Consider the following 23,180-nt stretch of genomic DNA (forward strand, 5'->3'; position numbering starts at 1 on the left):
GACGCTACTTTGGCGTATTGCTGTGTATGTAGCCCCGGCCGATCTTCGCTGCGCCTTTGCAGTCCAGGCCGGCCGGGGTTTCCGTAGTTCTTACTTTTCAGTACTTCCAAGAGGCTTTCTAGAGGAAAACCATGGAAAGAAATGCACTTCTTCGCGTATTCTCAAAAAATGTCACCTGTGAGCTGGAATCGCGAAGTACCGCCGCCGTCGTCCTCTGCCTCCGACGCCGAACTGGACGTCATCAGCCTGGGCCGCCGCGTGCGGTATCTGCGCAAGCAGGCCGGGCTGACCCTCGACGACCTGAGCGCCGCCGTCGGGACTGCCCCTAGCCAGCTGAGCCTCATTGAGAACGGCAAGCGGGAACCCAAGCTGGGTTTGTTGAAGCAACTCGCGGCCGCCTTGAATGTGGGCATCGACCAGCTGCTCGGAGCGGAGCCGCCCAGCCGCCGGGCCGCCCTGGAAATCGAGCTGGAACGGTACCAGCGCGGGCCCCTCTATGAGTCCCTGAACTTGCCGAAAATCCGCGTCAGCGCACGGCTACCGCTCGATGTTCTCGAGTCGCAAGTGGGCCTCCTGCAGGAGCTTGAGCGCAGGCTCAACGAGCAGATCGCGACGCCGGAAGAAGCCCGGCGCGCGAACGGTGAACTGCGTGCCATGATGCGCGAGCGCGGCAACTATTTTCCGGAGTACGAGGCCGAAGCGCAGAAGGTCCTCAAAGGTGTTGGCTACACCGCCGGTCCCTTGAGCCAGCACGTCATCGCAGACATCGCGGACCACCTCGGATTCACGCTTCACCACGTGGGCGACCTGCCCCATTCCACCCGCTCGGTGACCGATCTAAAGAATCACCGAATTTATCTCACGCAGAGCCAGCGGCAGGACCACGATCCCCGTTCGGTCCTCCTGCAGGCCCTGGGCCATTACGTTCTTGGCCACGAAACGCCCAAGAACTACGGCGACTTCCTGGCGCAGCGCGTCGCAACGAACTACTTCGCCGCGGCGCTCCTCCTGCCCGAACACGCCACCCTGGAATTCCTGCAGAAGGCGAAGGCCGCCAAGGAGATTGCCGTCGAGGACATCCGGGACGCCTTCGCCGTCTCCTATGAAACCGCGGCGCACCGCTTCACCAACCTCGCCACGAAGCACCTGGGCATCACCACCCACTTCCAGAAGACCCACCAGAGCGGCATCATCTACAAGGCCTATGAGAACGACGGCATCGCCTTCCCCCAGGACCACACCGGCGCCATCGAGGGCCAACCGGCATGCAAAGCATGGACGTCGCGTGCCGTGTTCGACGTTCCGGACAAGTTCAGCGCCTACAGCCAATACACCGACACCGTCTCCGGCACCTATTGGTGCACGGCCCGCACCGAGCGCTCTGCGGCGGGGGAGTTTTCCCTGAGCATCGGCGTGCCGTACCAGCACGTGAAGTGGTTCCGCGGGAGGGAGACGACGGCGCGGGCTACCTCGACGTGTCCGGACCCCAACTGCTGCAAGCGACCACCGGCGTCGTTGGCTTCATCCTGGGCAGGCAACGCCTGGCCGTCCGCGCGCGCCCACTCGCACCTGCTGGCCGCCATGCCGCCGGGTGCGTTCCCCGGCGTCGACGAGACCGAGGTGTATGCGTTCCTGGAGGCGCACTCGGGGTAGTTTTCTGGGCTGTTGTATTGGGGACGCGTCACGCTGCGCAACTTTTTGGACTCCTTTGGGTTGAACAACCCCGGAATTCCGCGGCTTGGCCCGTGACGCGGACTCAAAAACTTGCCCCGCGTGACGCCTACTCCTTGGGGGCAGGCCGGGACCGGGTCAGACCGACATGGCCCAAGACAAAGCCGCATCGCGGCGAGGCTCGGAGGGGTCGATCATCCTGATTCTGTCTACGAGCCGGACGCGGTCGATGAGGGATGATTCGACGAGTGCCAGAACGAATGCATGGTCCTTGGGGCGTGCGGCAATGAGCTTCGCCGCGCAGAGATCGTAGGGATCCAGGCAAAGTCCGGTGCTGTTCCGGGTCCGCTCATTGCGCACGCCGACAAGGCGGTACTCCCAGTCCTCCGGGAGCACCGCAGTCTCCCTTTCGGCCGCCTGGACGTAGAACCCGAACTCCTTGTGGAAAGGCGACCACTCCCCAAGCGCGGAATCGATGCTGTCGGCAAGCGTGCCGGCATCGTCGTCGGAAAACGGGGCTATGTCGACCGCGTCCGACATGGTGATTGTCGCAGGTAGCTGGTCCTCCGTGAAGGATCCCAGAATTGACTGGCTGCCGATCACGATCACGCGGTCGCCGTGGATGATATCCGTAGCGGCCCGGATGGCGTGCTCAAGCTCATCGCGGCGCATGGCTGTACCGTACCCCCGCACAGGTCGATTGTCAGTAGCCGCCCCGGTGCCGCGTGCGCTCAGCCAGCACTGTTGCCACTCTTTCGATGAGTTCATACGGAATCGGCTTCCCGAGGGGGAACTTCAATGTGCCCTTGGCGGCCCGGTAGGGTGCGAGTTCCCGCTCGAAGTCCTCGTCTCCGTCGGGCACTGGATAGACGGAAATATGGTGCTTCCACGCCGCGAAATACACCACGTAGTGGTTGTCGAGGGTGATCGTGGGGATTCCGTAACTGATCCTGTCCCCGGCTCCGGGCACAGCTGCCAGTGCCCGGCGTCGGATCTCCTGAAGGATGGTTCGCACCTCGCCGGGTTGCGCCGCGATGTACTCGTCCACCGCGTCAAAATGTTCCACCATGCGCTTCCCCGCTCCGTTCCGTGGCCGCCGTCCAGCCCGTCCTGGACCAAGCTTGCCTCAGCGCGCGCCGCCCTGCCAGAGGGCGTCGTACAGGTTCGGTGCGACTCCAACGCCCGCTCACCTATACGGGTCTCGGCGGTACGCCCGCTCACTTGATCTGATGGAGCGTTGTGGGCGGTTGCGAGTTTTCCGGACAATTCTCGATTCCTCGATGCGAGAATGGGGGAGGCTCCGCGGTTTGCAGGCGGATCCACCACCAGTGCTAATACAGCGGGGCACCGTGCCAACTCCGGCCGCCTGCGCGAACCACTACGAACGGACAAGCGATGACGTCAGCATCAGAATCCCAGACCCTGAGTAAACCCGCGCCGCGCTTCGCGTCAATAGGCTCCCCATACTTCGGCATCATGCTGGCATGCATGGCCGTCGTGCTGATCCTGTCCAACATCGGCGCTGCCAAAGGGGTCGTCTTCGGTCCGATCATCACTGATGGCGGTTTCTTCCTCTTCCCGCTTGCCTACATTCTTGGCGATGTGATGAGCGAGATCTACGGATTCAAGGTTGCCCGCAAAGCAATCATCACCTCGTTTGCGCTGTCGGCATTCGCATCGCTCTGCTACTGGATCATCATCGCGCTGCCCGGCTTCAATGACGATTACGGCAACGCCAAGCAGGCTGCGATTGAAGGCGCACTGGGGCCGGTTCCTCAGATCGTCCTGGCTTCGCTTCTCGCGTTCCTGGCCGGCCAGACCATCAACTCCCTGATCCTGGTCAAGATGAAAGCCCGTTCGGGTGAGAAAACTCTCTGGGCCCGGCTCATGGGTTCATCCGGGGTGGGGGAATTCGTGGACACGCTCATCTTCTGCAGCATCGCGGCCTCGGTCATCGGCATTACGGACTTCGGAAGCTTCGTCAATTACGTGCTTGTTGGCTTCGTATACAAGGTCGGCGTCCAATACATCCTTGTGCCCGTGACGTCCTTGGTCATTGGCTGGATCAAGAAGCGCGAGCCCAGCTACTGGGTGTGAGCGGGCGTTGGTCCGGGACGCGGTATATGTGAGCGGGCGTCGGCCCGGGACGCGAGCTCGCCGGAACGGTGCCGGCTCGCCGGAGAGTTTCGGCGATCGGGGCGCGTTCCGGCGTTCTCGACGGCGGCGAAGGCAGCGGCGGCGGCCGCGGGCTAACGACGGAGGGCGTTCAGTATCCGGCTCTTGAATTCCTGCTCGCGAAAGAGGTGCTTCCACTCGACGCGGACGAAGCGCCAACCGTCCTCGCTAAGGGCCTTCTCCCGGCGCCGCTCCTGGAAAATCACCTCGGCTGTCGGCTTGAAATCGAAGTATTTGATCTCGCCGTCGAATTCCAACGCGACCTTTGCGTCCCGCCAGGCAAAGTCGAGCCGATGCCGACCTGCCCTGCTCTGCACCTCAACCTGCGGTTCGGGCATCGGCAACTTCAGCCGCGAGATGAGTTCGCGGCACAAGGTTTCGCCGGCCGACTCGGATCGTGGATCGGCGTTGACGAGGGCCTTTCGAAGGTTCCTGACGCCTCGTCGACCATCCAGTGCGTCGGCCATGGCCTGCAAAAGCGCACGATCAGCGCCAAGCCTGAGCCCGTGGTCCATGAGCACCAGCGCCTGCTTGTAGCTCAGCAGCATGGCGCAATCCACCACAGTCCGCTCCAAGGACGTGACCCTCAAATTCCCGATTGTCACAATGTCCGACTCGTCGAAAGGCCTGGTGTGACCGCGGACGTCCTTGCCAAGGCGCTCGCTGGACGGCCGGACCGGAAGCAGGATGTGGATGAGGTCGTCAACATTCCAGAGGAAAAGGCGGTGCAGCCGCGCCGCCGAGGTGTGGCTGTATACGAAGTCTCCCGCCGACGTCGTGAGCGTTCCATGCGCATGCGCGTAGATCAGTTGCGTGCTTCGGAGCCAAGGGGATTGCTTCTCCCAGAGCTCGGCCCGGATGTAGCAGCCGTACCGTAGCCGGACAAGCTTGCCCTGACGCACCAAGAGTTGGATTGCACGGGAATTGAGCCCATGTGCGTGGAGTTGAGCGGTTCGCCAGACGTTGCCCTTTTCCGGGAGCGAAGGTGGTTGGGAAGGCGTCATTGGTCCAGCCTCGCGGCCCGCCGGGGCGCACGGAACCCGCGTGGTCGCCTATGTGGAAAACGCCGGGTGAGCTCGACGGCGGCGACGCCGGTTCGCGGCGAGCTACGAGTAGTACCGCCCCAAGGTCTCGGCCTTGAACTCGAAGAAGTCCCCCGATTCGATGGCCAAGCGGGCATCGTCCACCATCTTCACCACGAACCGCTCGTTGTGGATGGAGATGAGCGTGGCCGATACCATCTCATGGGCCTTGTACAAGTGGTGGATGTACGCCCGCGAATAGTTGGCGCAGGTGTAGCAATCGCAACCATCCTGCAAGGGTCCGAAATCCGATTTGTAGCGCGCCCCGGACAGGTTGTACCGACCGGACGGAGTGTAAAAGGCCGAGTTGCGGGCCACCCGGGTGGGGGAGACGCAATCGAAGGTGTCGGCGCCGTTTTCGATGGCCGTGAAGATATCGTCCGGCTCGGAGATGCCCAGGAGGTGCCGTGGCTTGTTCTCGGGAAGTTCCTCGTTGCACCAACGAACAATGGTGCCGAGGTTCTCCTTCTCCAAGGCGCCCCCGATGCCGAAACCATCGAAGGGCATCCCGCCCAGGTCCCGGCAGGCCTTACGGCGGAGGTCCTCGTATTGTGCCCCCTGGATGACGCCGAACAGGGCCTGGTACGGCTTCCCCACCCGTTCCATAGTCAGCCGTTCATGCTCCACCACGCAGCGCTCGGCCCAGCGACGCGTGCGCTCCAGGGATTCCTCCTGATAGCCGCGGGAGTTCTGCAGGGTGGTGAGCTCGTCGAAGGCGAACATGATGTCGGCGCCGATCTGGTGCTGTACCCGCATGGAGATCTCCGGGGAGAAACGGTGCCGGTCCCCGTTCAAATGCGACTTGAACCAGACGCCGTCCTCGTCCACATGCGCCAGCCGCTCCTTGCCCGGGGCCACGGCGTCGTCAGGCCCGGATGTATCCACGGAGGTCATGTCGATGACCTTCTTGAACCCCGAGCCGAGGCTCATCACCTGGAATCCGCCCGAGTCCGTGAACGTCGGCGCGTCCCAGTTCATGAACGCGCCGAGCCCTCCGGCCGCGTCCAGGATCTCCGGTCCAGGCTGCAGATACAAGTGGTAGGCGTTGGCCAGCAAAGCCTGCGCACCCAGCTCCTTCATGGATTCGGGCAGCACGGCTTTGACTGTGGCTTTGGTCCCGACGGCGATGAATGCGGGCGTCTGGATCTGGCCGTGGGGCGTGGTGATGGTTCCGGTGCGGCCCAGGAACTCCCCGTGCTTGCCGCCCGGGTGACGGCTGCCGCCGTCGGCGTTCAAAGTGCCCGACGACGGCGCCCGCGTTTCGCTGAGCCGCGCGCCCACCTCGAAGGAGAACGCGGACTGCCGGGCAGCCGGGAGGGCGGAAGGATCGGACTCGGAGCTGGACCCGGAGCGAGGCAGGGAAGAATCGGCTGGCACCGTTACAGTCTGCCAGCCCCGGAGCGTGATTCGTCAGTGCGAATGCACCTCTGTGGGGTAGTTCTCAGCCTTCCAGCCGTCCCAGCGGGAGCGGATCGCGTCGAGGCTGGCGGCACCCAAGTCGTAGGTCGAGGCGATCACGATAGTGCCGCCGTCGGGCCTTTTCTCCGGAATCACTGGCTGGTCGGCCACGATCAGCAGCCCGTCACCGTGCTCCGCGTAACTGTGCACGGTGAGGCCCACTTGATGGTTGCTCCGGAACCAGACCTTTCCGGAAATGGCCTCGCCCGTCGGCAGCGTCAGCGAGTATTCCTCCCCAGGAGCCGGGACGTCGGCCAGGCCGAGTTTCTGGATCCCGGAGCCGCTACCGCCAGGCAGGGAGACAAAATGCGTGCGTCGGTGCCCGTGCGGATGCCGTTCCAGGGCGAACCGGAGTTGGTGCAGGAAGGTCAGCCAGCCTTGGGTGATGTCCTCGTCCCACGCGGCCCATTCGGAATCGTGGTCCAAGGCGGCCCGCGTGACGCGGACCTCGGTCCCTCCGCTCACCGGGGTGAGTTCGAAGACGTCCCCGCCGTTCACAGTGAGGCTTGTGTGATCAGGACTCTCGACCACGGCGGTGCTGAAGTAGATTTGGTTGATTTCGTCACCGAGCTCGTCGGCCTCCCAGCCGTGCCATTGAGCCACGAGCGACGGTTCGCGCAGCGAAGTCCAAACTTGCTGCGCGTCGGCATTTATCACAACGCTCAGATTGTTCGTCATGGCCCGAATCTACCGCCGTCGGAGCGAACGCGACAGGTCTTGCGGAATCCTCCGATAGCGCCTAGGCCCGCACGGCCTCGAGTTCGTTCGCGATCCGGTGATCGAGTTCACCGACGCCTAGGGTGTTCGAGCCGCCGTGCGAGCGCAGGAACAGCAGGGTTTCGAGCCGGAGCAGCCGCCATTCACGCTCGGCGTCGCGGTTGCCGTTGTCGATGGAGCGGAAGATTTCCTTGTCGTACAGGTTCGGTTCGTTGAGCCCGCGCTGCCGGACCTTGGCCGCGATCCGGGCCTTGAACGGGTCCGTCTCCAGGGTGTCCGGCGCTTGCAGGAGTTGATCGTAGACTTCCGCGCGTTCCGTTTGGCCGAGCTCACGGCAAATGAAGCTGGAAAGGGCGAGGGAACGCTCCACGGACATCCACCGGTCGCGGTTTCCGTCGTAGGGGAGCACATTGAGAATGTCGGCCACCGCGAGGGCGTGGTCCGGATCCCGCAGCTCGATGAAAAGATCGTGGGCCAGGTCGCTCAGATCCCGCAAGCAGCTTCCCGACTTCGTATTGATGCCCTTCACGAGGCGTTCACTCAATACCGCGACGCCGTTCCTGCCGGGATGCGCTTCGGCAGCGGCGGCCACGACGTCCTCGGGCGAGCCTGTCGGTTCGGGGATCAGCGCGAGCTGCGCGGGATCCGGCGCCGAGGGCACAAGAGGTCCGCTCACAGTCGGTGCCACCGGGGGCAAAGGAGGTACGACGACGGCGGGAACGGCTTCCGCGTGCGAGTCGCCACCGGGCTCGTCGCCGCCGTCGGGCTGCTCGCCGCCGGGCTCGTCGCCGCCGTCGGGCTCGTCGCCGCCGGTAGAGCTAACGCCGTCCGGGGTACCGCCGTCGGGAATGACGGCCGCTTCGCCCACCGGAACGCTGGAGCCGATCGCGATCCGCACTTTCCCGCCGTCGAGCGTGGTCACCAGGATGAGTGCGGGCGCGCCAAAGTCGTCGTGTTCGAGCTCGATGTGCGTGATTTCCCCTGCGGGACCATCCCCGGGGAGGTACAGATAGTCCCCGATTTGCAGGGCCCCAGCCTGCTTTTCACGGTATTGCTGGTCGGCTGGGCTGTGAGTCATCGCCAAATCCTTTGGTTCTCGGGGTCCGCCCAACAGTCTATAAAACCCACCGAGCAAATCGGGGAGGTGGTTACTGACCGCGCGGGCTACTGGCCGACGCCGGCGAAGGCCAAAGCCTGGCGTACCAGATTGCCGCGGCCGCCGCTGAATTCCTGCTGCACGTCGTCGCTGAGGATTTCGTGCGGAGTCATCCACGTCAGCTCAAGCGCGTCCTGGCGTGGTTCGCACTCGCCTGTCACGGGGATGACGTAGACAAGGGACACGGCGTGTTGGCGGTCGTCCGTGAAGCCGGTTTGCGACGGCGCCGGGAAGTACTCGGCCACCGTGAACGGCACGGGACTGACGGGCAACTGGGGGAAGGCCAGGGGCCCGAGGTCCTTTTCCATATGCCGCAACAGCGCGGCCCGGATGGTTTCGCGGTACAGCACGCGGCCGGACACGAAGGAACGGACCATGGTGCCGTCGGCGTCGCCCTGCAGCAGGGTACCTACCTCGTTGACGAATCCGAGCGGATCCAGACGCACGGGAACGGCCTCCACGTAAACCATGGGGAGGCGGCCGCGGGCTTCGAAGAGGTCTTCATCGGAAAGCCAGCCGGAGTAGGGGTCAGGGGTACGAACGCTCATGGTTAAGTTCTACCCCATCCGATCCCGTTCCATGCCGTACGAATCAGAGAGCCAGGATTGCGTCGAGCGCAAAACCAGGAACCCTCGCTCACCTATGAGCCCAAATCGGGCGACGCTCGCTCACGTATGTGGCCAATATCGGGATCCCTTCTGTAGATGATCTGAGCGAGGGTCGGGGAAAAGACCGATATAGGTGAGCGAGCGTTGGGGAAAAGACCGATATTGGTGAGCGAGCGTTGGGGGAAAGACCGATATAGGTGAGCGGGCGTTGGGTTACAGGGTGCGGGTCACGCTGATCGTCCCGCCGCGCGGGGCCTGGATCGTGAGAAGTGAGCCGGTCTGGTCGGCGACGAGTCCGGCGGCGGCGAGCCGGGCCTCCAGAGCGGCGAGGTCGCCGTCGTACTCGAAAGCGAGGCCTCCCGCAGCCGTCTCCGAAGATTCCCGGACCGAGAGGATTCCGCCGTTCTTCGTGCTGAAGTCTGCGGACGTCGCGGATGCATGCCGCGGCCTCGCGCCGATGTTGCGCAACTCCTGCGCGGCCCCTGGCACATCCGGCGTGAGCCAGGTCCCGACGACGGCGAGCGCCGGATCCGCTTCGGGGCTGGTGGTGCGGCTGCGAGCCCTATCCGCAAGGAACGCGAAGCCGTCCCGGGCGGTGACGCGCCCGGCCTGCCCGTGATCGGCGTCGAACAGTTCGGCATGGGTCCCGTCCGCAACGGTTCGTCGGGCGAACTCGGCCAGTTCCCCGACCTCGACGCCGAATACCGCAGTGCCGTCGTCGGGCGAGCCAGGGGACACAGCGTGCAAGGCCACCCGGCCCGAGCCGGCGTCGAACTCCACCCAATCGCCGTGGTCCTCGACGCACACGAGGCCCAGCGTCGTCAGAAGGTGTTTCCAGGCAGCGATGTCGGACGTGAACTGGATGGGGCGGACGCGCAGCATGGATCCTCCGGTACGCGAATCAGGGCAAAGGTGCTTTCGCCTCAGCCTATCGGGCACCAGAATGGGGCCATGGCTGTTGAACTTGAGGAACTGATCGTCAAAGACGCTGCCGAATGGCGGTCCTGGCTCGAAAAGAACGGCGCCGACAGTCCAGGCGTCTGGCTCGTGCTGCACAAAAAGGGCGGCAACGTGACGGAACTCGATTATGCCGCTGCCTTGGATGAGGCCCTTTGTTTCGGTTGGATTGACGGCCAAGGCAGAAGGCGCGACGACGAAAGCGTCTTCCAGCGCATGACCCGCCGCGGCCCCAAAAGCCCATGGTCCAAACGGAACGTGGGGCATATTGCCCGTTTGGAAGCTGAAGGCAAAATGACCCCGGCCGGATGGGCCGCCGTCGACAGCGCCAAGGCGGACGGGCGTTGGGAATCTGCCTACGTCGGCCAAGCGGACGCCGAAGTTCCGGAGGACCTTGCCGCGGCAATTGCAGCGGTTCCCGAAGCCCAGGCGATGTTCGACGTGCTGACGTCGGTCAACCGCTATGCCCTGATCTACCGGACCAACTCGGTGAAGAAGGCAGAGACGCGGGCCAGGAAGATCGCTGGTTTTGTCGAGATGCTGGCGCGGCAGGAGACCCCCTATCCGCAGAAGAAAAAGCCCGCGCCTGTGGGGGAGTAGCCTTACCCGGGCTTCTCACGGGACAGGTCGACGATCCAGCTTGGAGTGTCTACCCCGAGCCGCCGGTCAAGCAATACCCTGGCCTTTGCTGCGGCGATCTGCACCTTGCGGTCTTCAGGGCTCACCGAGGCGGGACGCTGCGAGGGGGCGAGAGCACGGGTTTCGGATGCCGTGGCGGCTGCAAGGAGCTCATCCTCAGTGCCGACTTTGAGGAGCGCCAGTTCCTCACGCGACGCGAGCTCGCTTTGGCCCAGAATCTCGATGGCTTTCTGACCCATTTCAGCCTCGGAACGGCTGCGGGACAGGGATGCATCCAGCGCCCATTGAGCACGGCGCCACCACTCGGACCTGTTATCCGCCCGCGCCTTCTGCCGTAAGGACAGGAGGCCTACGATCGCGGCAACGATCGCCGCGGCAAGGACGGCGAGCGGGCTGAGCGCGCCAAGGATCTGCCACCATTCCGCCGGCGGAGCGACCACGGTGACAGGCAACGGACTCGGGGACGGGTTCACAGCTCCAGACTAGGCCCCGGCTCTGACAATTTCCGGACGCGCGCGGCGGCTTCGAGCACCATCCACGCCTGCAGTTGGGTGGAGAGTTCGACGGCGGTGCCGGCCGGGTACGTTTCGGCGGCCGGACGCTGTGGTTCCGCCGAGAACACGAGCCAGCCCTCGTCGTCGTACGTTGCCGAAGTCCCACGGACCGCGTCGGTGCGCACGGTCCGCCCCTCCCACAGCGCCTCCGCGGTCTCGAACACCAATTGGCCGGCGGTAGCGCGGGTTGGCGCGGGCAAGCGAACGTCCCCGGCGGCGAGGGCCAGGTAACGGACGAGGATTCCGGTGAAGAGTCCGCCGTCGCCGGTGCCTTCGCCGCGAAGAACGAGCCTCCCCTCAGTGTCAGGCCCACCGATGGTCAGGTGCTCGGACACCGAGCCCACCAAGGCGGCCGCGCGTGCCAGGTTCGCATCTCCACCCAACTCCAACAAGGCGCCGAGCACTGGGCCCTGGTTGTAGGTGTAGACCTCTTCCGCGAGCACAAGCTTGCCTTCCTTGATCCAAGCGCCGTCGAGGTACAGACCCGTGGTGGGGTCGAAGAGCGTGGCGTCGAGCCAGTCCAGCAGGGCTTGAGCCCGTTGTCGCTTGCCTGTCCGCGCGAAGTGCAGGGCCACCGGGGCCGTGGCGGGGGTGTTCTTGAAGTCGCGTGTGGTGCTCCAGTAGGTGCCGCCGCCCATATCGTCCGTGGAGGCCGACTCGAACTGCCGGGAGAGGCTTCCCTGCAACCGGCCGTTGCGTCGGCGGCCGGGTAGGTGCGCCTTCTCGGCCAGGGCGTCCAAGCGCAGGACGGCGACGGCGAGCCATGCCATGTCGTCGTAGAACCTGTTCACGTAGCGAAGGAAATTGCGCAAGCGGATGGTGGTGACCAGGCGTGAAGCGAGCCGGCCCGCGCTCGGGCGATCACCGCCGTCGAACCTTGCTCCCGAGGCCAGTTCGCGAAACCCGGCGTCCACGAGGCAATCGACGTAGTGCGCCTGCCACCAGTAGTTCCACGGCTGACCCGGAAAACGGCTGGAGGGCCGGGTCGACGCCGCGAGGTGGGTTCCGGGAAGGAAGAGGAAGCGCCGTCCGAAATGCCGGGTCACCGAACGCCCGGCGCGGTCGGCTCGCACGGCCCAATCGGGCGTTCCGGAGGTGCCGGGCGTTGCGTCGGGGGCGGACATGCTGCCAGCCTAGCGCCGCGCACTTGGCCGCAGGACCCTCCCCAGTGCACAATCAAAGTGATTCAGTTAACATTCATTAACGGATTTTGGTTCTGCATCGAGGAGGATGGATGGACATCAGGGGCGCAGTTGCGTTGATAACCGGCGGGGCTTCGGGACTGGGGGCCGCAACAGCAAGGCGATTGCTCGACGCCGGAGCATCCGTAGTGCTGCTTGACCTCCACTCCTCTCCCGGAGAGGCTCTCGCTGCCGAACTCAACGCCTCGGGAGCCGACGGCAGGGCCGTGTTTGTCCCCGCCGACGTCACCAATGAAGAGCAAGTGCAGGCCGCTGTCGACGCCGCGGTCGCGCTGGGTCCGCTCCGGATCCTGGTCAACTGCGCCGGCGTCGCTACCCCGGGCAAAGTGCTCGGCAAGGACGGCGTGCTCCCGCTCGAGAACTTCAACAGGGTCATCCAGATCAACCTCGTGGGCACATTCAACGTGATCCGCCTTGCTGCCGCCGCGATGGCACGGAACGAGCCCGCGTCTACTGAACTCGGAGGGGACGAACGCGGCGTCATCATCAACACGGCCTCCGTGGCAGCTTTCGACGGCCAGATCGGGCAGCCTGCGTATGCAGCGTCCAAGGGAGCCGTGGCCGCGATGACGTTGCCCCTGGCCCGTGAATTTGCGCGCTCGCTGGTGCGTGTCATGGCCATCGCGCCAGGCATTTTCGAAACCCCCATGCTGGCAGGATTGCCCCAGGATGCGCAGCTCTCCCTTGGCCAGCAGGTACCTCACCCCGCACGTCTTGGCCGTCCTGCCGAGTACGCCAACCTCGTGGCGCACATCGTGGAAAACGCCATGCTCAACGGCGAAACCATCCGCCTCGACGGCGCCATCCGGATGGCACCGAAATGAGCCAGCCGCACAAGCTGGCGGCCGCCGTCGGGCCGGCTGCCGGGTCCCTGCCCTCCCTGACTGACTCCTTGCCTGGTTCTCTGCCTGATTCTTTGCCTACTTCTCTACCTGCGGCGGATTTTTTCGATTTCGAATCGCTGCTCAGCGTGCAGGAACAGCGCAAGCTCAACGAACTCCGGGAATTCCTGGCCGCGGAAATCGCGCCGTATGCCAAGGATTGGTGGGACAAGGCCGAGTTCCCGGCGCACATCCTGCCCAAGCTCGCGGCGCTTCGCCTGAGCACCCCCACGCACCGCGGTTACAGCAACCTGTTCGCCGGGTTGGTGATCGCGGAAATGACCCGGGTGGACACCTCCATCGCCACGTTCTTCATGGTCCACCACGACCTTTTCATCGAGGCGCTCTACGAGTTCGGTTCCAAGGACCAACAGGACCGCTACCTGGACGACGCCTCCAACCTCCGGACCACCGGAGCGTTTGCGCTCACGGAGCCGGATCACGGTTCCGACGTGGCCGGCGGCCTGCAGACTGTGGCCCGCCGGGTCAGCGGGGGAGCCGACGACGGCGGCGACTACTGGGTGCTGAACGGCGCCAAGCGCTGGATCGGCAACGGGACGTTCTGCGATCACATGCTGGTCTGGGCCCGGGACGAAGCTGACGGCGCCGTCCGAGGCTTTATCGTGGACGCCACGCTGCCCGGGGTGACGCGCACGAAGATCGAGAACAAGATCGCCCTGCGCACCGTGCAAAACGCCGACATTGTCCTCAAGGACGTCCGGATTGCCGAGGCAGATCGCTTTTCCGGGATCAACAGTTTCGCCGACACCAACCACCTGCTGCGCGGGTCCAGGCTCATGGTGGCCTGGCAGGCCGTAGGGCAGCAGCTGGCGGCGTTCGACGTCGCCCGGAAGTACGCCCTCGAACGCCAGCAGTTCGGCCGGCCGCTGGCGAAGTTCCAGCTCATCCAGCAGCAACTAGTGGACATGCTCGGAAATGCCGTGGCCAGCATGGGCATGATGGTGCGGATCGCCCAGCTGCAGGAGGATATCTACACGGACAGCAAGGGAGTCCGGCACGGCGGAGCCCAAATGGCCCAAGTGGCCCTGGCCAAGGCGTACTGCAGCGCCCGGATGCGCGAAACCGTGGCGATGGGCCGGTCCATCCTGGGCGGGAACGGAATAGTGACCGATTACCGGATGGCCAAGATCTTTGCCGATGCCGAGGCGATCTACACCTACGAAGGATCATTCGAGATCAATTCGCTCATCGTGGGCCGGGCCGTGACCGGGGTTTCCGCCATCGTTTGAGGCGTTTTGGCGCGGCCGGGGCCGGGGCAGGGCTCGGGCTGGCTCGCGATGGCGTGGCCGGGGCGGCGCGCCATTCCGGGGCTCGTTTCCCAGACCGGAGCTTGAAGCGCGGCGATGGGAAACAAGCCCCGGTCTGAGTCCGAGGAAGCCTCAACCCCCGGACAATTGGTCCTCCAGATTGAAGATTTCCGTGAGCTGGACGAAGCCTTGGTCCGGCGCCCGTACGTCGTCGTCGAACAGGAGCGCCATTTCCGCCTGCCAACGGGCATTCACGTCGGTCAAGGCCATTCGGGCACGCGCAGCGTCGAAATCGTCGCATTCCACGTATCCCACCAGCAGCCCGTCGTCGGCCAGGAACAACGAATAATTGTTCCAGCCCGCTGCCTTGAGTTCACGGAGCATCTCCGGCCACACGGCCGCATGCCGGCGTCGATACTCGGGAATCTGGCTGGGCTTGACCGAGGAACGGAAGCAGACGCGCATGTGGATTTCTCTCCTCTTCTGTGAATCGTTTCATTGAAGGGCCGCGATTCGTCGCATAATCGCTTGGGTTACCGGGCACCGCTCCGGAGCTGGCGGTACTCCTCGCGGGCAACCGGCGTCGCGTCCGCCGTGCCCAGCTGATTGAGCGGGATACGGTAGGTTTCACGGGCCGACCAGGCGGCCACGGCGCCGATGACACAGATTCCGAAGCAGATGGACCCGATGACGAGCGCGACATTCCCCGATCCCGGCGGGGCGATTGCCGTGAAGATGCTCGGAAGGAACGCGGTGATGACGAGGCCGATGTTCTGCGAGATGGCGAATCCCGTGACGCGGGTGCGGGCGGGGAAGAGCTCCTGGAAGAAGCTGGCGAAGGTCGCATTCCAGACCTGGTACAGCGTGCCCCACATGATGATCGAGAGGACGATCGTGAGCAGTACGTTGTTCTGGCTCACCGCGTACAGGTAGGCGTAGGCCAGCACGCCCGAGCTCAACGAGCCGAAGATCATCAGTGGCCGGCGGCCGAACCGATCCGACAGATCTCCGAACAAGGGGATAAGGGCGAGTGCGACGACGTTGGCCAGGACCGGGATCCAGAGGTAGACAGTAGTGCTCATCCCGACGCCGTAACCCGGCTGGGTGGCGTACGCCGCACCGAAGACTGCGACGGTGACGCCGACGACGTTGACCAGGGTCATGCAGACTGCCCGGACCACGTCCAGACCGCTTTCCCGCAGAACGCGGACGATCGGCATCTTCGGGATCTCCTGGTGCGCTTTTTCCTCCGTAAAGATGGGTGTTTCTTCGACACGGCGGCGGATCATGTACCCGGCGAACACCACGAGGGCGCTGAGGAGGAACGGAATGCGCCAGCCCCAGGATTTGAACGCTTCACTGGAGAGCACGGCGGAGAGCGGGAGGAAGACGGCCGCGGCGATGATCTGTCCGGCCTGGGTGCCTTGGAGCGCGAAGCTTGCGTAGAAGCCCCGACGACCGAAGGGTGCGTGCTCCACGATCATGGCGCTGGCGCCGCTCAGCTCGCCGGCCACCGCGAAGCCCTGGATGAGCCGGACGGCAACCAGGAGGACGGGTGCCAGAAGCCCCACCTGGCCATAAGTCGGCAACAAGGCGACGGCGAAGGTCGACGCGCCCATCATCAACATGGCCAGGACCAGGACGTTCTTCCGGCCGTGCTTGTCGCCCCATTGTCCGAGGACGAAGGCACCAATCGGGCGAGCCACATAGCCCACGGCGTATGTGCCGAGCGAAGCGATCAGTGCGACGGTCGGGTTTCCCGCGGGGAAGAAGACGCCCGGGAAGACGAGCGCAGCGGCCTGCGCGTAGATGAACCAGTCGTAGTACTCAAGGGCGCTGCCGATCCAGCCGCTGGCTGCCGCTTTCCTCGTGGTGCTGGACGGTCGCGGTCCGGTTGAACTTCGCTGCCTGCTCGCGTCGATCTTCATATTGTCCTCCTTTGGACAAGTCGTTTTGGGCCACTGGAAAGGCCTTCCCGTCTTTGGAGCCTGGTTTCCAGCAGGAGGGCGGCGCCTCGCAAGAATCGGACTGGGTTCCGCTTGGTATGCGCTTTCCCAACTGGTAAGCGCTTTCCATGAGACACCCGCGTGGTCCCGCTGTCAAGGGGAAATTGTTGTGCCGGTCACACTGGCGGACTATCGGCCCGGCGTGATCGGGTCATCGATGGAGCCGCCCCGAACCCAGAGAGCTAGGGCGAACCCGTGCTCCTGCGGAGGGTGACGCTCCCGACGACGGCGGCCGCACCGCCGTTGTCGTTGGAAAGGGTCTCCATAGTTGCAAGCCGTCCGATTTCTTCCAGCGGCAGGCTCACGGTGGAGAGCGCTGGCCGGAAGTCCCGGAGCCATTCGATGTCGTCGAACCCTGCGAGACTTGCGTCGTGGGGGACCCTGAGCCCCTGATCCCTTAACGCCGCGGCCACGCCGATAGCCATGACATCGTTCGTGCCGAAAATGCACAAGCGTTGATCCGGCGCCGATCGGTCGGACGCCTTGATCCGCCAGGCCAGTTCAATGCCGGCGTCGAAACCGCCGTTCCGGTTGAACGCGACGTGCACAATATCCGCGGCGGGCTGGCCGGCGTCGGACAAGCCCCGTTGGAATCCCATGACGCGCTCATCCGAAGTGGTCAGCCCCTCCGGCCCGGCCACAATGACGAACGGCCCTTTGTGGGTACGCGCCAATTCCCGCGCCAGATCCCGCGCAAGTTGCTCGTTAGGGACAGCGATGGTGCGGTAGTTGTCCGTTTCGGCCACGCCCAGAATCGCCTGCCCGACGACGCCCACGCGCCCGCCGTTGCGGCAGTAGCGGTCCAATTCGGCGGCTAGGTCGGTGTTCGCGCGGGCGTCCTCGGAACGTGTCGAGCGCGATCCTGCGATGACGATGGACTCGGCCCGCCGTGCAGCGAAGGCGGCGACAGCTTCCTTCTCCTCGGCGGGTGTGCCGTTGGTTGTGGCGAGGAGTACCATCCGGCGCTCTTGCCGCGCCGCGGCCTGGACGCCGCGGGCTATGGCCGAGAAGTAGGGGTCGGCGATGTCGTGCACAATCAGCCCGATCAATCCGGAGCGCGCTTTAGCGAGGCCCTGGGCCTGGGCATTCGCGATGTAGCCGAGGGTGTCGGCCGCCTGCCGGACGCGCTCGGCGATCTCCGGTGCGGGCGTCCTGGCGGATCCATTGAGAACCCGGGAGGCCGTGGCGGGGGAGACGCCGGCCAGTTTGGCCACTTCGGACAGTGTGCTTGCAGTCACGGACACCTCCTCTTCACAGCCTCAGTCTCGGGCACTTTCAGCAACATCCGATTATTACAGCCCGAACCAGCCTTGGGAAAGCGATTGCCAGGCCGGGAGTGGCATGTCATCATGAATGCATTGGGAATGCGCTTTCCCACTTCATTTACTTTCCATCGAAGAGGACTCATGGGCACCACTTCTGTTACAGCAACAAAGTCCGTAAGAATCGCCATGAACGGCATCACCGGGCGGATGGGCTACCGCCAGCACCTGCTGCGTTCCATCCTCCCCATCCGGGACACGGGGGGCTTCACCTTGGCCGACGGCACCCGCGTCCAGGTTGAACCGATCCTGGTGGGCCGCAACGAAGCGAAAATCCGCGAACTTGCCGAACTCCACAAAGTCTCCGAGTGGTCCACCGACCTCGACGCAGTCATCAACGACCCCACGGTGGACGTCGTTTTCGATGCGTCGATGACCAGCCTCCGCGCGGCAACGCTGAAGAAGGCGATGCGCGCCGGGAAACACATCTTCACTGAAAAGCCGACCGCGGAGACGCTGGAAGAAGCCATCGCACTGGCCCGGATCGGCAAGGAAGCCGGCGTGACGGCGGGCGTTGTGCACGACAAGCTCTACCTGCCGGGGCTGGTCAAGCTGCGCCGCTTGGTGGACGAAGGCTTCTTCGGCCGCATCCTCTCCATCCGCGGCGAGTTCGGCTACTGGGTGTTCGAAGGCGACGTCCAGGCCGCGCAGCGCCCGTCCTGGAACTACCGCAAGGAAGACGGCGGCGGCATGACAACGGACATGTTCTGCCACTGGAACTACGTCCTGGAAGGCATCATCGGCAAGGTCAAGAGCGTCACCGCCAAGACCGCCACCCACATTCCGGCCCGCTGGGACGAACAAGGCAAGGAATACAAGGCCACGGCCGACGACGCTTCATACGGCATCTTCGAGCTCGAAACCCCGGGCGGGGACGAAGTCATCGGCCAGATCAATTCCTCCTGGGCCGTCCGCGTCTACCGCGACGAACTCGTCGAGTTCCAGATCGACGGCACGCACGGTTCCGCCGTCGCGGGCTTGAACAAGTGCGTTGCGCAGCAGCGCGCACACACGCCCAAGCCCGTGTGGAATCCGGACCTGCCCGTCACGGAGTCCTTCCGCAGCCAATGGCTGGAAGTCCCCGCCAACGCCGATCTGGACAACGGCTTCAAGCTGCAGTGGGAAGAATTCCTGCGCGACGTCGTGGCGGGCCGCGAGCACCGCTTCGGCCTCCTTTCCGCAGCCCGCGGCGTGCAGCTCGCCGAGCTCGGCCTGCAGTCCAACGACGAGCGCCGCACCATCGATATCCCGGAGATTGTGCTCTGATGACTTCCCTTCTCCTCCCAAACCCCGACGGCGGGACCCGCCTCTACAACATGCAGCCGGCCACGTCGTGGGCCAGGCCGACCGCGCCGTTGGCGTCCCGGCGCGCCTACGCCGCAGCGCACGTGATTCCGGAAGCGACGGCCGACAACACCCCGGGCGCCCCGGCGCACTTGGACTGGGACGCCACGATGGCGTACCGGTACGAGCTGTGGTCCTACGGCCTGGGTGTTGCCGATGCCATGGATACGGCCCAGCGCGGCATGGGCCTGGACTGGGCCGCGACGCAGCAGCTCATCAAGCGAACCGGCGTCGAAGCGGCCTCCGTGGTGGCGTCCGGCAGCGCCGCTACCGCCGGCAAGACCGTTCAGGACCTCGTGTCCTGTGGTGCCGGAACCGACCAGCTGGACCTCGGCTCTCTTCACGAGGGTCCCGCCGGCATCAAAGCCGTGCTGGACGCGTACCGTGAGCAGATCGCCGTCGTGAGCGAAGCCGGACCGAAGGTCATCATCATGGCGTCCCGGGCACTGGCCAAAGTGGCAACCAGCCCGGAGGACTACCTGCACGTCTACTCCACGCTCCTGAGCGAAGTGGACCAGCCCGTCATCCTGCACTGGCTCGGGACCATGTTCGACCCCGCATTGGCTGGCTACTGGGGCTCCGACGACGTTGCCGAAGCGACCGAAACCTTCCTAGGCCTCATCCGCGCCCATTCGGACAGGGTGGACGGAGTGAAGGTCTCGCTTCTCGACGCTTCGCATGAAGTCGCCCTGCGCGCTGCCCTGCCGGACGGCGTCCGCCTCTACACCGGTGACGATTTCAACTACCCCGAACTGATCGACGGCGACGGCACCCGCCACTCGGACGCACTGCTGGGCATCTTCGCCGCGATCTACCCGGCCGCCTCGGTGGCGTTGCAGAAGTACGACGCCGGCGACGCCGCGGAAGCGCGGGCCATCCTGGACTCCACCCGCGAACTGGGCAAGCACATCTTCAGCGCCCCCACGTTCTACTACAAGACCGGGATCGCCTTCATGTCGTGGCTCAACGGAAAGCAGGCCGGATTCCAGATGGTCGGCGGACTGCACTCCGGCCGCTCCGTGGTCCACTTGGCGCGGACGTTCGAACTCGCCGACCAGGCCGGGCTCCTGCGCGATCCCGTGCTGGCCGCCTTCCGGATGTCCGACTACCTTCGCATCAACGGAGTGGGCGCATGAGCGATTTTTCCCGGTTGTCACTGAACAGGCTTTCCTTGAACACTGCCACCACCAAGAAATGGACGCTGGCGCAGGCAGTGGACGGTTGTGTCCGGGCCGGAATTCCGGCGATCGGGCCGTGGCGGGACATCGTCGCCGTCACCGGCGTGGACAAGGCTGCCAAACTGATCAAGGACGCCGGACTTCGCGTCTCGTCCCTCTGCCGGGGCGGCTTCCTCACGGCGGCCGACGCCGAAGGACAGGCAGCTGCGCTGGCGGACAACCGGGCGGCCATCCTGGAAGCCGTCGCGCTGGATACGCAGGAGCTCTTCCTGGTGGTCGGGGGCCTCGCGCCCGGGGAGAAGGACGTCGTCGCAGCCCGCCAGCGCGTGGGCGACCGCCTCGAGGACCTGGTGCCCTTCGCCGTCGAGCACGGCGTCCGCCTGGTGCTCGAGCCCTTGCACCCGATGTACGCGGCAGACCGGGCGCTCATTTCCACGCTTGGCCAGGCACTCGACCTCGCCGCACCGTACGACGCAAGGGCCGTCGGCGTCGCCGTCGACACTTTCCACGTCTGGTGGGATCCGGAACTGAAGCAGCAGATCCAGCGGGCCGGCCGGGAAGACCGGATCGCCTCCTACCAGGTGTGCGATTTCAACCTCCCCATCGCCGCCGACGCCCTGCTCTCCCGCGGCATGATGGGCGACGGCGTGATCGACTTCGCGACGATCGGCACCTGGGTGAGGGATGCCGGCTACACCGGCGACATCGAAGTGGAAATCTTCAACCAGGACATCTGGGACGCCGACGGCGACTCCGTCCTGGAAACCATGAAACAGCGGTACGCGGAACTCGTGCTGCCGTACGCCTAGACACCGAACGCAGAAAGGCGGGGCGCGCTTTGCGTGCCCCGCCTTTCTGCGTGCCTACTCGTTGGCGGAGGACCGGCTGGCCGCCAGCTCGGCGACCTCGGCCGGAGACAGCTTGGCGTCGACGATCCACACGGTGAAGGTGCGGACCAAGGAGTCGCCTGCGGCAAGCTCCACCGGCCGGTTCCAGGCGAGGGCCGAACCCACTGCAGGGTAGTCCGCCTGCCGGACGAACCAGGGATCCTGCGCCTCGGCCGGGGCGGCGAACACCAAAGTGGCGGGGCCTTCGGGGAACTCCGCGGCCCAGGCCAGCCACGGCGACGCCGAGCCGTGGACTGCGGGTTCACCGCGGCCTTCCAGAGTGAAGACTTCTGCCCCGGTGCACGCAGGCAGGCGCCAGAAAAAGCCGCCGTAGCCGCTTCCGAAGGCGCCGTTTGAGCCCGGGCTGCCCAGCGAGGAGTCGACGACGGCGGTCAGTTCCGTTCGTAGCTCGAGTTGCCACGTGCGGCGGTCGACCAGCCGGGAGCCGGTGGTGCGGCGTTCGCGGAGCAGCTCAGTACTGTCCGGTGCCTGCCAGCTCAGTTCCTGCTCCAGCAGGCCTGCTCCGGACAATGCGGACCGTTCGATGATGCGGCCGTGGTCTTGCCGTTCTTCGTAACGGCCTGCAGCGCGCGTGTAGGTCTTGCCGCCCCAGAAATTGCTGCCGTTGACGTCCTGCAACGCGAATCCCGCGCCGAGGTGCCAGGGGTGGTCCGCCGGAAGGTGGTCGGTGACCTTGACTCCGGCGAGTGTTCGGACCGGGTGCAGGTAGGGCCTCGGGGAGAGCCGCGGGGCTAGGCCTGCGCCGCTCTGCAGGGTTGCCAAGACGACACCGGCGTGGCCTGTTTCAATCGCAGTGCCGCCCGGCAGGCCGCCGTCGGGCAGGCTCAAAACCGGCCTTCCGGCGTCGACCGCTGTCCGCGCCCAAGGCAAACCGAGTTCGCTGAAGGTGGCATGCGCCGCCGTCGAGCGTTCCAGGGCGTCTTCGATTCCGTTGATCACGGCACGGGCGGCGTCACCTTCGCCCTCCCACGTGACGTGCTGCCCGGGGATCAGTGCGGGAGATTCTGCGGTGCGGATGGCCTCCAAGACCTTCATGAAGGCGCCGCTGTCCGCGAGCGGACTGATCAGCGGCGCGCCGGTTGCGAGGCCCTGCGCGGAGCGCAGCTGGTGACGATGCTCCAGCAAGTCCTCGGTGAGGTCCACCCGGCCGTATATCGTTTCGCGTTTCCCGGCGGCAGAGCTGACCGTGAGGCGGTCTTCGGTGTAGTGGAACACCGCCGTGCCCTCGCTGCCCTGCAGGGTGATATATGGTTCCACGGATTCGGCGGCGCACAGGGTGAGCGCACACGTGATCGGGAGGCCCGCGGCGGTGCGGATGCGGATCACGGAGGTGTCGTCGGATTCGATGTCATTGGCGCGGTACAGGTCCGTTTCCACAGAGGCCAGATCGTCTACCGTCCGCGCCCCCGCGATCCTCAGCGCCGTGGCGATCGCGTGTGCCAGCGGGTTGGTTGCTACCCCGTCGACGACGTCGACGCCGTCCAGGCTGCGTTTGCCCGCCCAGCGGGAGCGTTTGTAATAGGCGCGGTCGCGCACCCAACGCCCGGTGGCCGAGATGCCCAGAAGCGTGCCGATTTCTCCTGCCGCAAGCAGTTCCTCAATGGCCGGGAGGGCCCGGGATCCGAGGCTTTGGAAACCGACCTGGACGCTCCTGCCGGCCGCGCCGGCGGCTTCCTGCAGGCGATTGAAGTCGGCGAGGGAAGCAACTGGAGGCTTTTCGAGGTACAGGTCTGCGTGGGGGAGCGTTGCGAGGGCTAGCTGCGCATGCGTCTGGATGGGTGTGGCCACAATGACGAGGTCCAGTGCGGGGGTTCCGGCAAGGAGTTCGTCCAGGTTGCTGAAAACAGCAGTTCCGGGCGGGAGGGCGCCTGGGGTAGGCGGATTGGGGTCCGCTACGGCAACAAGGCGCACGACGCCGTTGGCTTGGAGTCTTTCGAGGTTCCGCAGGTGGTGCACGCCGAAGCCGTGGACCCCCACAAGGGCTACCCGGCTTGTTTCATGGCTGGGCTGTTTGCGTTCTGCCGGGACGGGCGCGGACAGGGTGCCCATGGCTC

Annotated in this window: 22 protein-coding genes; 8 read left to right on the plus strand and 14 right to left on the minus strand. The window is 65.1% G+C overall.

Annotated features, from left to right (window positions below; all coding sequences use genetic code 11):
- Positions 1 to 141: 141 nt before the first annotated feature.
- Complete coding sequence (locus tag AB0323_RS22100; RefSeq protein WP_366179242.1) at positions 142 to 1,653, plus strand: helix-turn-helix domain-containing protein; 1,512 nt, start codon at positions 142 to 144, stop codon at positions 1,651 to 1,653.
- A gap of 156 nt (positions 1,654 to 1,809) precedes the next feature.
- On the opposite strand, the gene AB0323_RS22105 is transcribed toward AB0323_RS22100, so the two are convergent.
- Both AB0323_RS22105 and AB0323_RS22110 read right to left on the minus strand, forming a co-directional pair.
- The gene (locus AB0323_RS22105) at positions 1,810 to 2,343 is read right to left on the minus strand and encodes a DUF6036 family nucleotidyltransferase (RefSeq protein ID WP_366179243.1); all 534 of its coding nucleotides are present in this window, start codon (positions 2,341 to 2,343) and stop codon (positions 1,810 to 1,812) included.
- Positions 2,344 to 2,374: 31 nt separating this feature from the next.
- Positions 2,375 to 2,740, minus strand: coding sequence for a DUF1801 domain-containing protein (locus AB0323_RS22110; protein WP_366179244.1), 366 nt, complete (start codon positions 2,738 to 2,740; stop codon positions 2,375 to 2,377).
- 326 nt (positions 2,741 to 3,066) lie between these two features.
- Between AB0323_RS22110 and AB0323_RS22115 the strand changes: the two genes are divergently transcribed.
- Positions 3,067 to 3,768 carry a queuosine precursor transporter gene (locus AB0323_RS22115; RefSeq protein WP_364537765.1) on the plus strand — a complete coding sequence of 234 codons (702 nt, stop codon included), beginning with the start codon at positions 3,067 to 3,069 and terminating at the stop codon, positions 3,766 to 3,768.
- Positions 3,769 to 3,920: 152 nt separating this feature from the next.
- Here the strand turns inward: AB0323_RS22115 and AB0323_RS22120 are convergent, their stop codons facing one another.
- The 6 genes from AB0323_RS22120 to AB0323_RS22145 form a co-directional block, all read right to left on the minus strand.
- The gene (locus tag AB0323_RS22120) at positions 3,921 to 4,850 is read right to left on the minus strand and encodes a hypothetical protein (RefSeq protein WP_366179245.1); all 930 of its coding nucleotides are present in this window, start codon (positions 4,848 to 4,850) and stop codon (positions 3,921 to 3,923) included.
- Between the two features lie 102 nt (positions 4,851 to 4,952).
- Positions 4,953 to 6,287, minus strand: a complete 1,335-nt coding sequence (gene tgt / locus AB0323_RS22125; protein ID WP_366179267.1) for a tRNA guanosine(34) transglycosylase Tgt — start codon at positions 6,285 to 6,287, stop codon at positions 4,953 to 4,955.
- Between the two features lie 51 nt (positions 6,288 to 6,338).
- Positions 6,339 to 7,064 carry an SRPBCC domain-containing protein gene (locus AB0323_RS22130; protein WP_366179246.1) on the minus strand — a complete coding sequence of 242 codons (726 nt, stop codon included), beginning with the start codon at positions 7,062 to 7,064 and terminating at the stop codon, positions 6,339 to 6,341.
- 61 nt (positions 7,065 to 7,125) lie between these two features.
- Positions 7,126 to 8,181: a DUF6707 family protein gene (locus AB0323_RS22135; protein ID WP_366179247.1), complete on the minus strand. Its 1,056-nt coding sequence runs from the start codon at positions 8,179 to 8,181 to the stop codon at positions 7,126 to 7,128.
- A gap of 86 nt (positions 8,182 to 8,267) precedes the next feature.
- Positions 8,268 to 8,807, minus strand: coding sequence for an NUDIX hydrolase family protein (locus AB0323_RS22140; protein ID WP_234759874.1), 540 nt, complete (start codon positions 8,805 to 8,807; stop codon positions 8,268 to 8,270).
- Between the two features lie 273 nt (positions 8,808 to 9,080).
- Positions 9,081 to 9,749 carry a VOC family protein gene (locus AB0323_RS22145; protein ID WP_366179248.1) on the minus strand — a complete coding sequence of 223 codons (669 nt, stop codon included), beginning with the start codon at positions 9,747 to 9,749 and terminating at the stop codon, positions 9,081 to 9,083.
- Positions 9,750 to 9,818: 69 nt separating this feature from the next.
- On the opposite strand from AB0323_RS22145, the gene AB0323_RS22150 reads away from it, so the two are divergent.
- Complete coding sequence (locus AB0323_RS22150) at positions 9,819 to 10,424, plus strand: YdeI/OmpD-associated family protein (protein WP_366179249.1); 606 nt, start codon at positions 9,819 to 9,821, stop codon at positions 10,422 to 10,424.
- A gap of 2 nt (positions 10,425 to 10,426) precedes the next feature.
- Here the strand turns inward: AB0323_RS22150 and AB0323_RS22155 are convergent, their stop codons facing one another.
- Complete coding sequence (locus tag AB0323_RS22155; RefSeq protein WP_366179250.1) at positions 10,427 to 10,936, minus strand: hypothetical protein; 510 nt, start codon at positions 10,934 to 10,936, stop codon at positions 10,427 to 10,429.
- Positions 10,933 to 12,141 carry a glycoside hydrolase family 76 protein gene (locus tag AB0323_RS22160; RefSeq protein ID WP_366179251.1) on the minus strand — a complete coding sequence of 403 codons (1,209 nt, stop codon included), beginning with the start codon at positions 12,139 to 12,141 and terminating at the stop codon, positions 10,933 to 10,935. Before AB0323_RS22160 ends, AB0323_RS22155 begins: the two co-directional genes overlap by 4 nt.
- 110 nt (positions 12,142 to 12,251) lie before the next feature.
- Here AB0323_RS22160 and AB0323_RS22165 point away from each other — a divergent pair, with 110 nt between their 5' ends.
- Positions 12,252 to 13,043 (plus strand): SDR family NAD(P)-dependent oxidoreductase, encoded by a 792-nt coding sequence (locus tag AB0323_RS22165; RefSeq protein WP_366179252.1) that lies wholly within the window; start codon positions 12,252 to 12,254, stop codon positions 13,041 to 13,043.
- Complete coding sequence (locus tag AB0323_RS22170; protein ID WP_366179253.1) at positions 13,040 to 14,350, plus strand: acyl-CoA dehydrogenase family protein; 1,311 nt, start codon at positions 13,040 to 13,042, stop codon at positions 14,348 to 14,350. The genes AB0323_RS22165 and AB0323_RS22170 overlap by 4 nt, the downstream gene beginning before the upstream one ends.
- 150 nt (positions 14,351 to 14,500) lie before the next feature.
- Here AB0323_RS22170 and AB0323_RS22175 read toward each other — a convergent pair whose 3' ends face one another.
- From AB0323_RS22175 to AB0323_RS22185, 3 genes are all read right to left on the minus strand, one after another.
- The gene (locus AB0323_RS22175; RefSeq protein WP_366179254.1) at positions 14,501 to 14,833 is read right to left on the minus strand and encodes an L-rhamnose mutarotase; all 333 of its coding nucleotides are present in this window, start codon (positions 14,831 to 14,833) and stop codon (positions 14,501 to 14,503) included.
- A 68-nt stretch (positions 14,834 to 14,901) separates the two neighbouring features.
- Entirely contained in the window at positions 14,902 to 16,296 is a 1,395-nt protein-coding gene (locus tag AB0323_RS22180) for an MFS transporter (protein WP_366179255.1), read from the minus strand.
- 260 nt (positions 16,297 to 16,556) lie between these two features.
- The gene (locus tag AB0323_RS22185) at positions 16,557 to 17,612 is read right to left on the minus strand and encodes a LacI family DNA-binding transcriptional regulator (protein ID WP_366179256.1); all 1,056 of its coding nucleotides are present in this window, start codon (positions 17,610 to 17,612) and stop codon (positions 16,557 to 16,559) included.
- Positions 17,613 to 17,825: 213 nt separating this feature from the next.
- On the opposite strand from AB0323_RS22185, the gene AB0323_RS22190 reads away from it, so the two are divergent.
- Genes AB0323_RS22190 through AB0323_RS22200 form a run of 3 tightly spaced genes read left to right on the plus strand, consistent with a single transcriptional unit; the run spans position 17,826 to position 21,027 of the window.
- Positions 17,826 to 18,962: a Gfo/Idh/MocA family oxidoreductase gene (locus AB0323_RS22190; RefSeq protein ID WP_366179257.1), complete on the plus strand. Its 1,137-nt coding sequence runs from the start codon at positions 17,826 to 17,828 to the stop codon at positions 18,960 to 18,962.
- On the plus strand, positions 18,962 to 20,176 hold the full coding sequence (locus AB0323_RS22195) for a dihydrodipicolinate synthase family protein (RefSeq protein ID WP_366179258.1): 1,215 nt from the start codon (positions 18,962 to 18,964) through the stop codon (positions 20,174 to 20,176). The genes AB0323_RS22190 and AB0323_RS22195 overlap by 1 nt, the downstream gene beginning before the upstream one ends.
- The gene (locus AB0323_RS22200; protein WP_366179259.1) at positions 20,173 to 21,027 is read left to right on the plus strand and encodes a sugar phosphate isomerase/epimerase; all 855 of its coding nucleotides are present in this window, start codon (positions 20,173 to 20,175) and stop codon (positions 21,025 to 21,027) included. The genes AB0323_RS22195 and AB0323_RS22200 overlap by 4 nt, the downstream gene beginning before the upstream one ends.
- Positions 21,028 to 21,081: 54 nt before the next feature.
- Here AB0323_RS22200 and AB0323_RS22205 read toward each other — a convergent pair whose 3' ends face one another.
- Positions 21,082 to 23,175 (minus strand): DUF6807 family protein, encoded by a 2,094-nt coding sequence (locus AB0323_RS22205; RefSeq protein WP_366179260.1) that lies wholly within the window; start codon positions 23,173 to 23,175, stop codon positions 21,082 to 21,084.
- Positions 23,176 to 23,180: the final 5 nt, after the last annotated feature.

It is taken from the genome of Arthrobacter sp. NPDC080031, assembly GCF_040702485.1.
Taxonomy (GTDB): Bacteria; Actinomycetota; Actinomycetes; order Actinomycetales; family Micrococcaceae; genus Arthrobacter.

What these genes read in the sequence shown, in the direction of transcription:
- AB0323_RS22100 (WP_366179242.1), top strand. Translation starts at nt 142, where the DNA reads ATGCACTTCTTCGCGTATTCTCAAAAAATGTCACCTGTGAGCTGGAAT.
- AB0323_RS22105 (WP_366179243.1), bottom strand. Translation starts at nt 2,343, where the DNA reads ATGCGCCGCGATGAGCTTGAGCACGCCATCCGGGCCGCTACGGATATC.
- AB0323_RS22110 (WP_366179244.1), bottom strand. Translation starts at nt 2,740, where the DNA reads ATGGTGGAACATTTTGACGCGGTGGACGAGTACATCGCGGCGCAACCC.
- AB0323_RS22115 (WP_364537765.1), top strand. Translation starts at nt 3,067, where the DNA reads ATGACGTCAGCATCAGAATCCCAGACCCTGAGTAAACCCGCGCCGCGC.
- AB0323_RS22120 (WP_366179245.1), bottom strand. Translation starts at nt 4,850, where the DNA reads ATGACGCCTTCCCAACCACCTTCGCTCCCGGAAAAGGGCAACGTCTGG.
- AB0323_RS22130 (WP_366179246.1), bottom strand. Translation starts at nt 7,064, where the DNA reads ATGACGAACAATCTGAGCGTTGTGATAAATGCCGACGCGCAGCAAGTT.
- AB0323_RS22135 (WP_366179247.1), bottom strand. Translation starts at nt 8,181, where the DNA reads ATGACTCACAGCCCAGCCGACCAGCAATACCGTGAAAAGCAGGCTGGG.
- AB0323_RS22140 (WP_234759874.1), bottom strand. Translation starts at nt 8,807, where the DNA reads ATGAGCGTTCGTACCCCTGACCCCTACTCCGGCTGGCTTTCCGATGAA.
- AB0323_RS22145 (WP_366179248.1), bottom strand. Translation starts at nt 9,749, where the DNA reads ATGCTGCGCGTCCGCCCCATCCAGTTCACGTCCGACATCGCTGCCTGG.
- AB0323_RS22150 (WP_366179249.1), top strand. Translation starts at nt 9,819, where the DNA reads ATGGCTGTTGAACTTGAGGAACTGATCGTCAAAGACGCTGCCGAATGG.
- AB0323_RS22160 (WP_366179251.1), bottom strand. Translation starts at nt 12,141, where the DNA reads ATGTCCGCCCCCGACGCAACGCCCGGCACCTCCGGAACGCCCGATTGG.
- AB0323_RS22165 (WP_366179252.1), top strand. Translation starts at nt 12,252, where the DNA reads ATGGACATCAGGGGCGCAGTTGCGTTGATAACCGGCGGGGCTTCGGGA.
- AB0323_RS22170 (WP_366179253.1), top strand. Translation starts at nt 13,040, where the DNA reads ATGAGCCAGCCGCACAAGCTGGCGGCCGCCGTCGGGCCGGCTGCCGGG.
- AB0323_RS22175 (WP_366179254.1), bottom strand. Translation starts at nt 14,833, where the DNA reads ATGCGCGTCTGCTTCCGTTCCTCGGTCAAGCCCAGCCAGATTCCCGAG.
- AB0323_RS22180 (WP_366179255.1), bottom strand. Translation starts at nt 16,296, where the DNA reads ATGAAGATCGACGCGAGCAGGCAGCGAAGTTCAACCGGACCGCGACCG.
- AB0323_RS22190 (WP_366179257.1), top strand. Translation starts at nt 17,826, where the DNA reads ATGAACGGCATCACCGGGCGGATGGGCTACCGCCAGCACCTGCTGCGT.
- AB0323_RS22195 (WP_366179258.1), top strand. Translation starts at nt 18,962, where the DNA reads ATGACTTCCCTTCTCCTCCCAAACCCCGACGGCGGGACCCGCCTCTAC.
- AB0323_RS22200 (WP_366179259.1), top strand. Translation starts at nt 20,173, where the DNA reads ATGAGCGATTTTTCCCGGTTGTCACTGAACAGGCTTTCCTTGAACACT.
- AB0323_RS22205 (WP_366179260.1), bottom strand. Translation starts at nt 23,175, where the DNA reads ATGGGCACCCTGTCCGCGCCCGTCCCGGCAGAACGCAAACAGCCCAGC.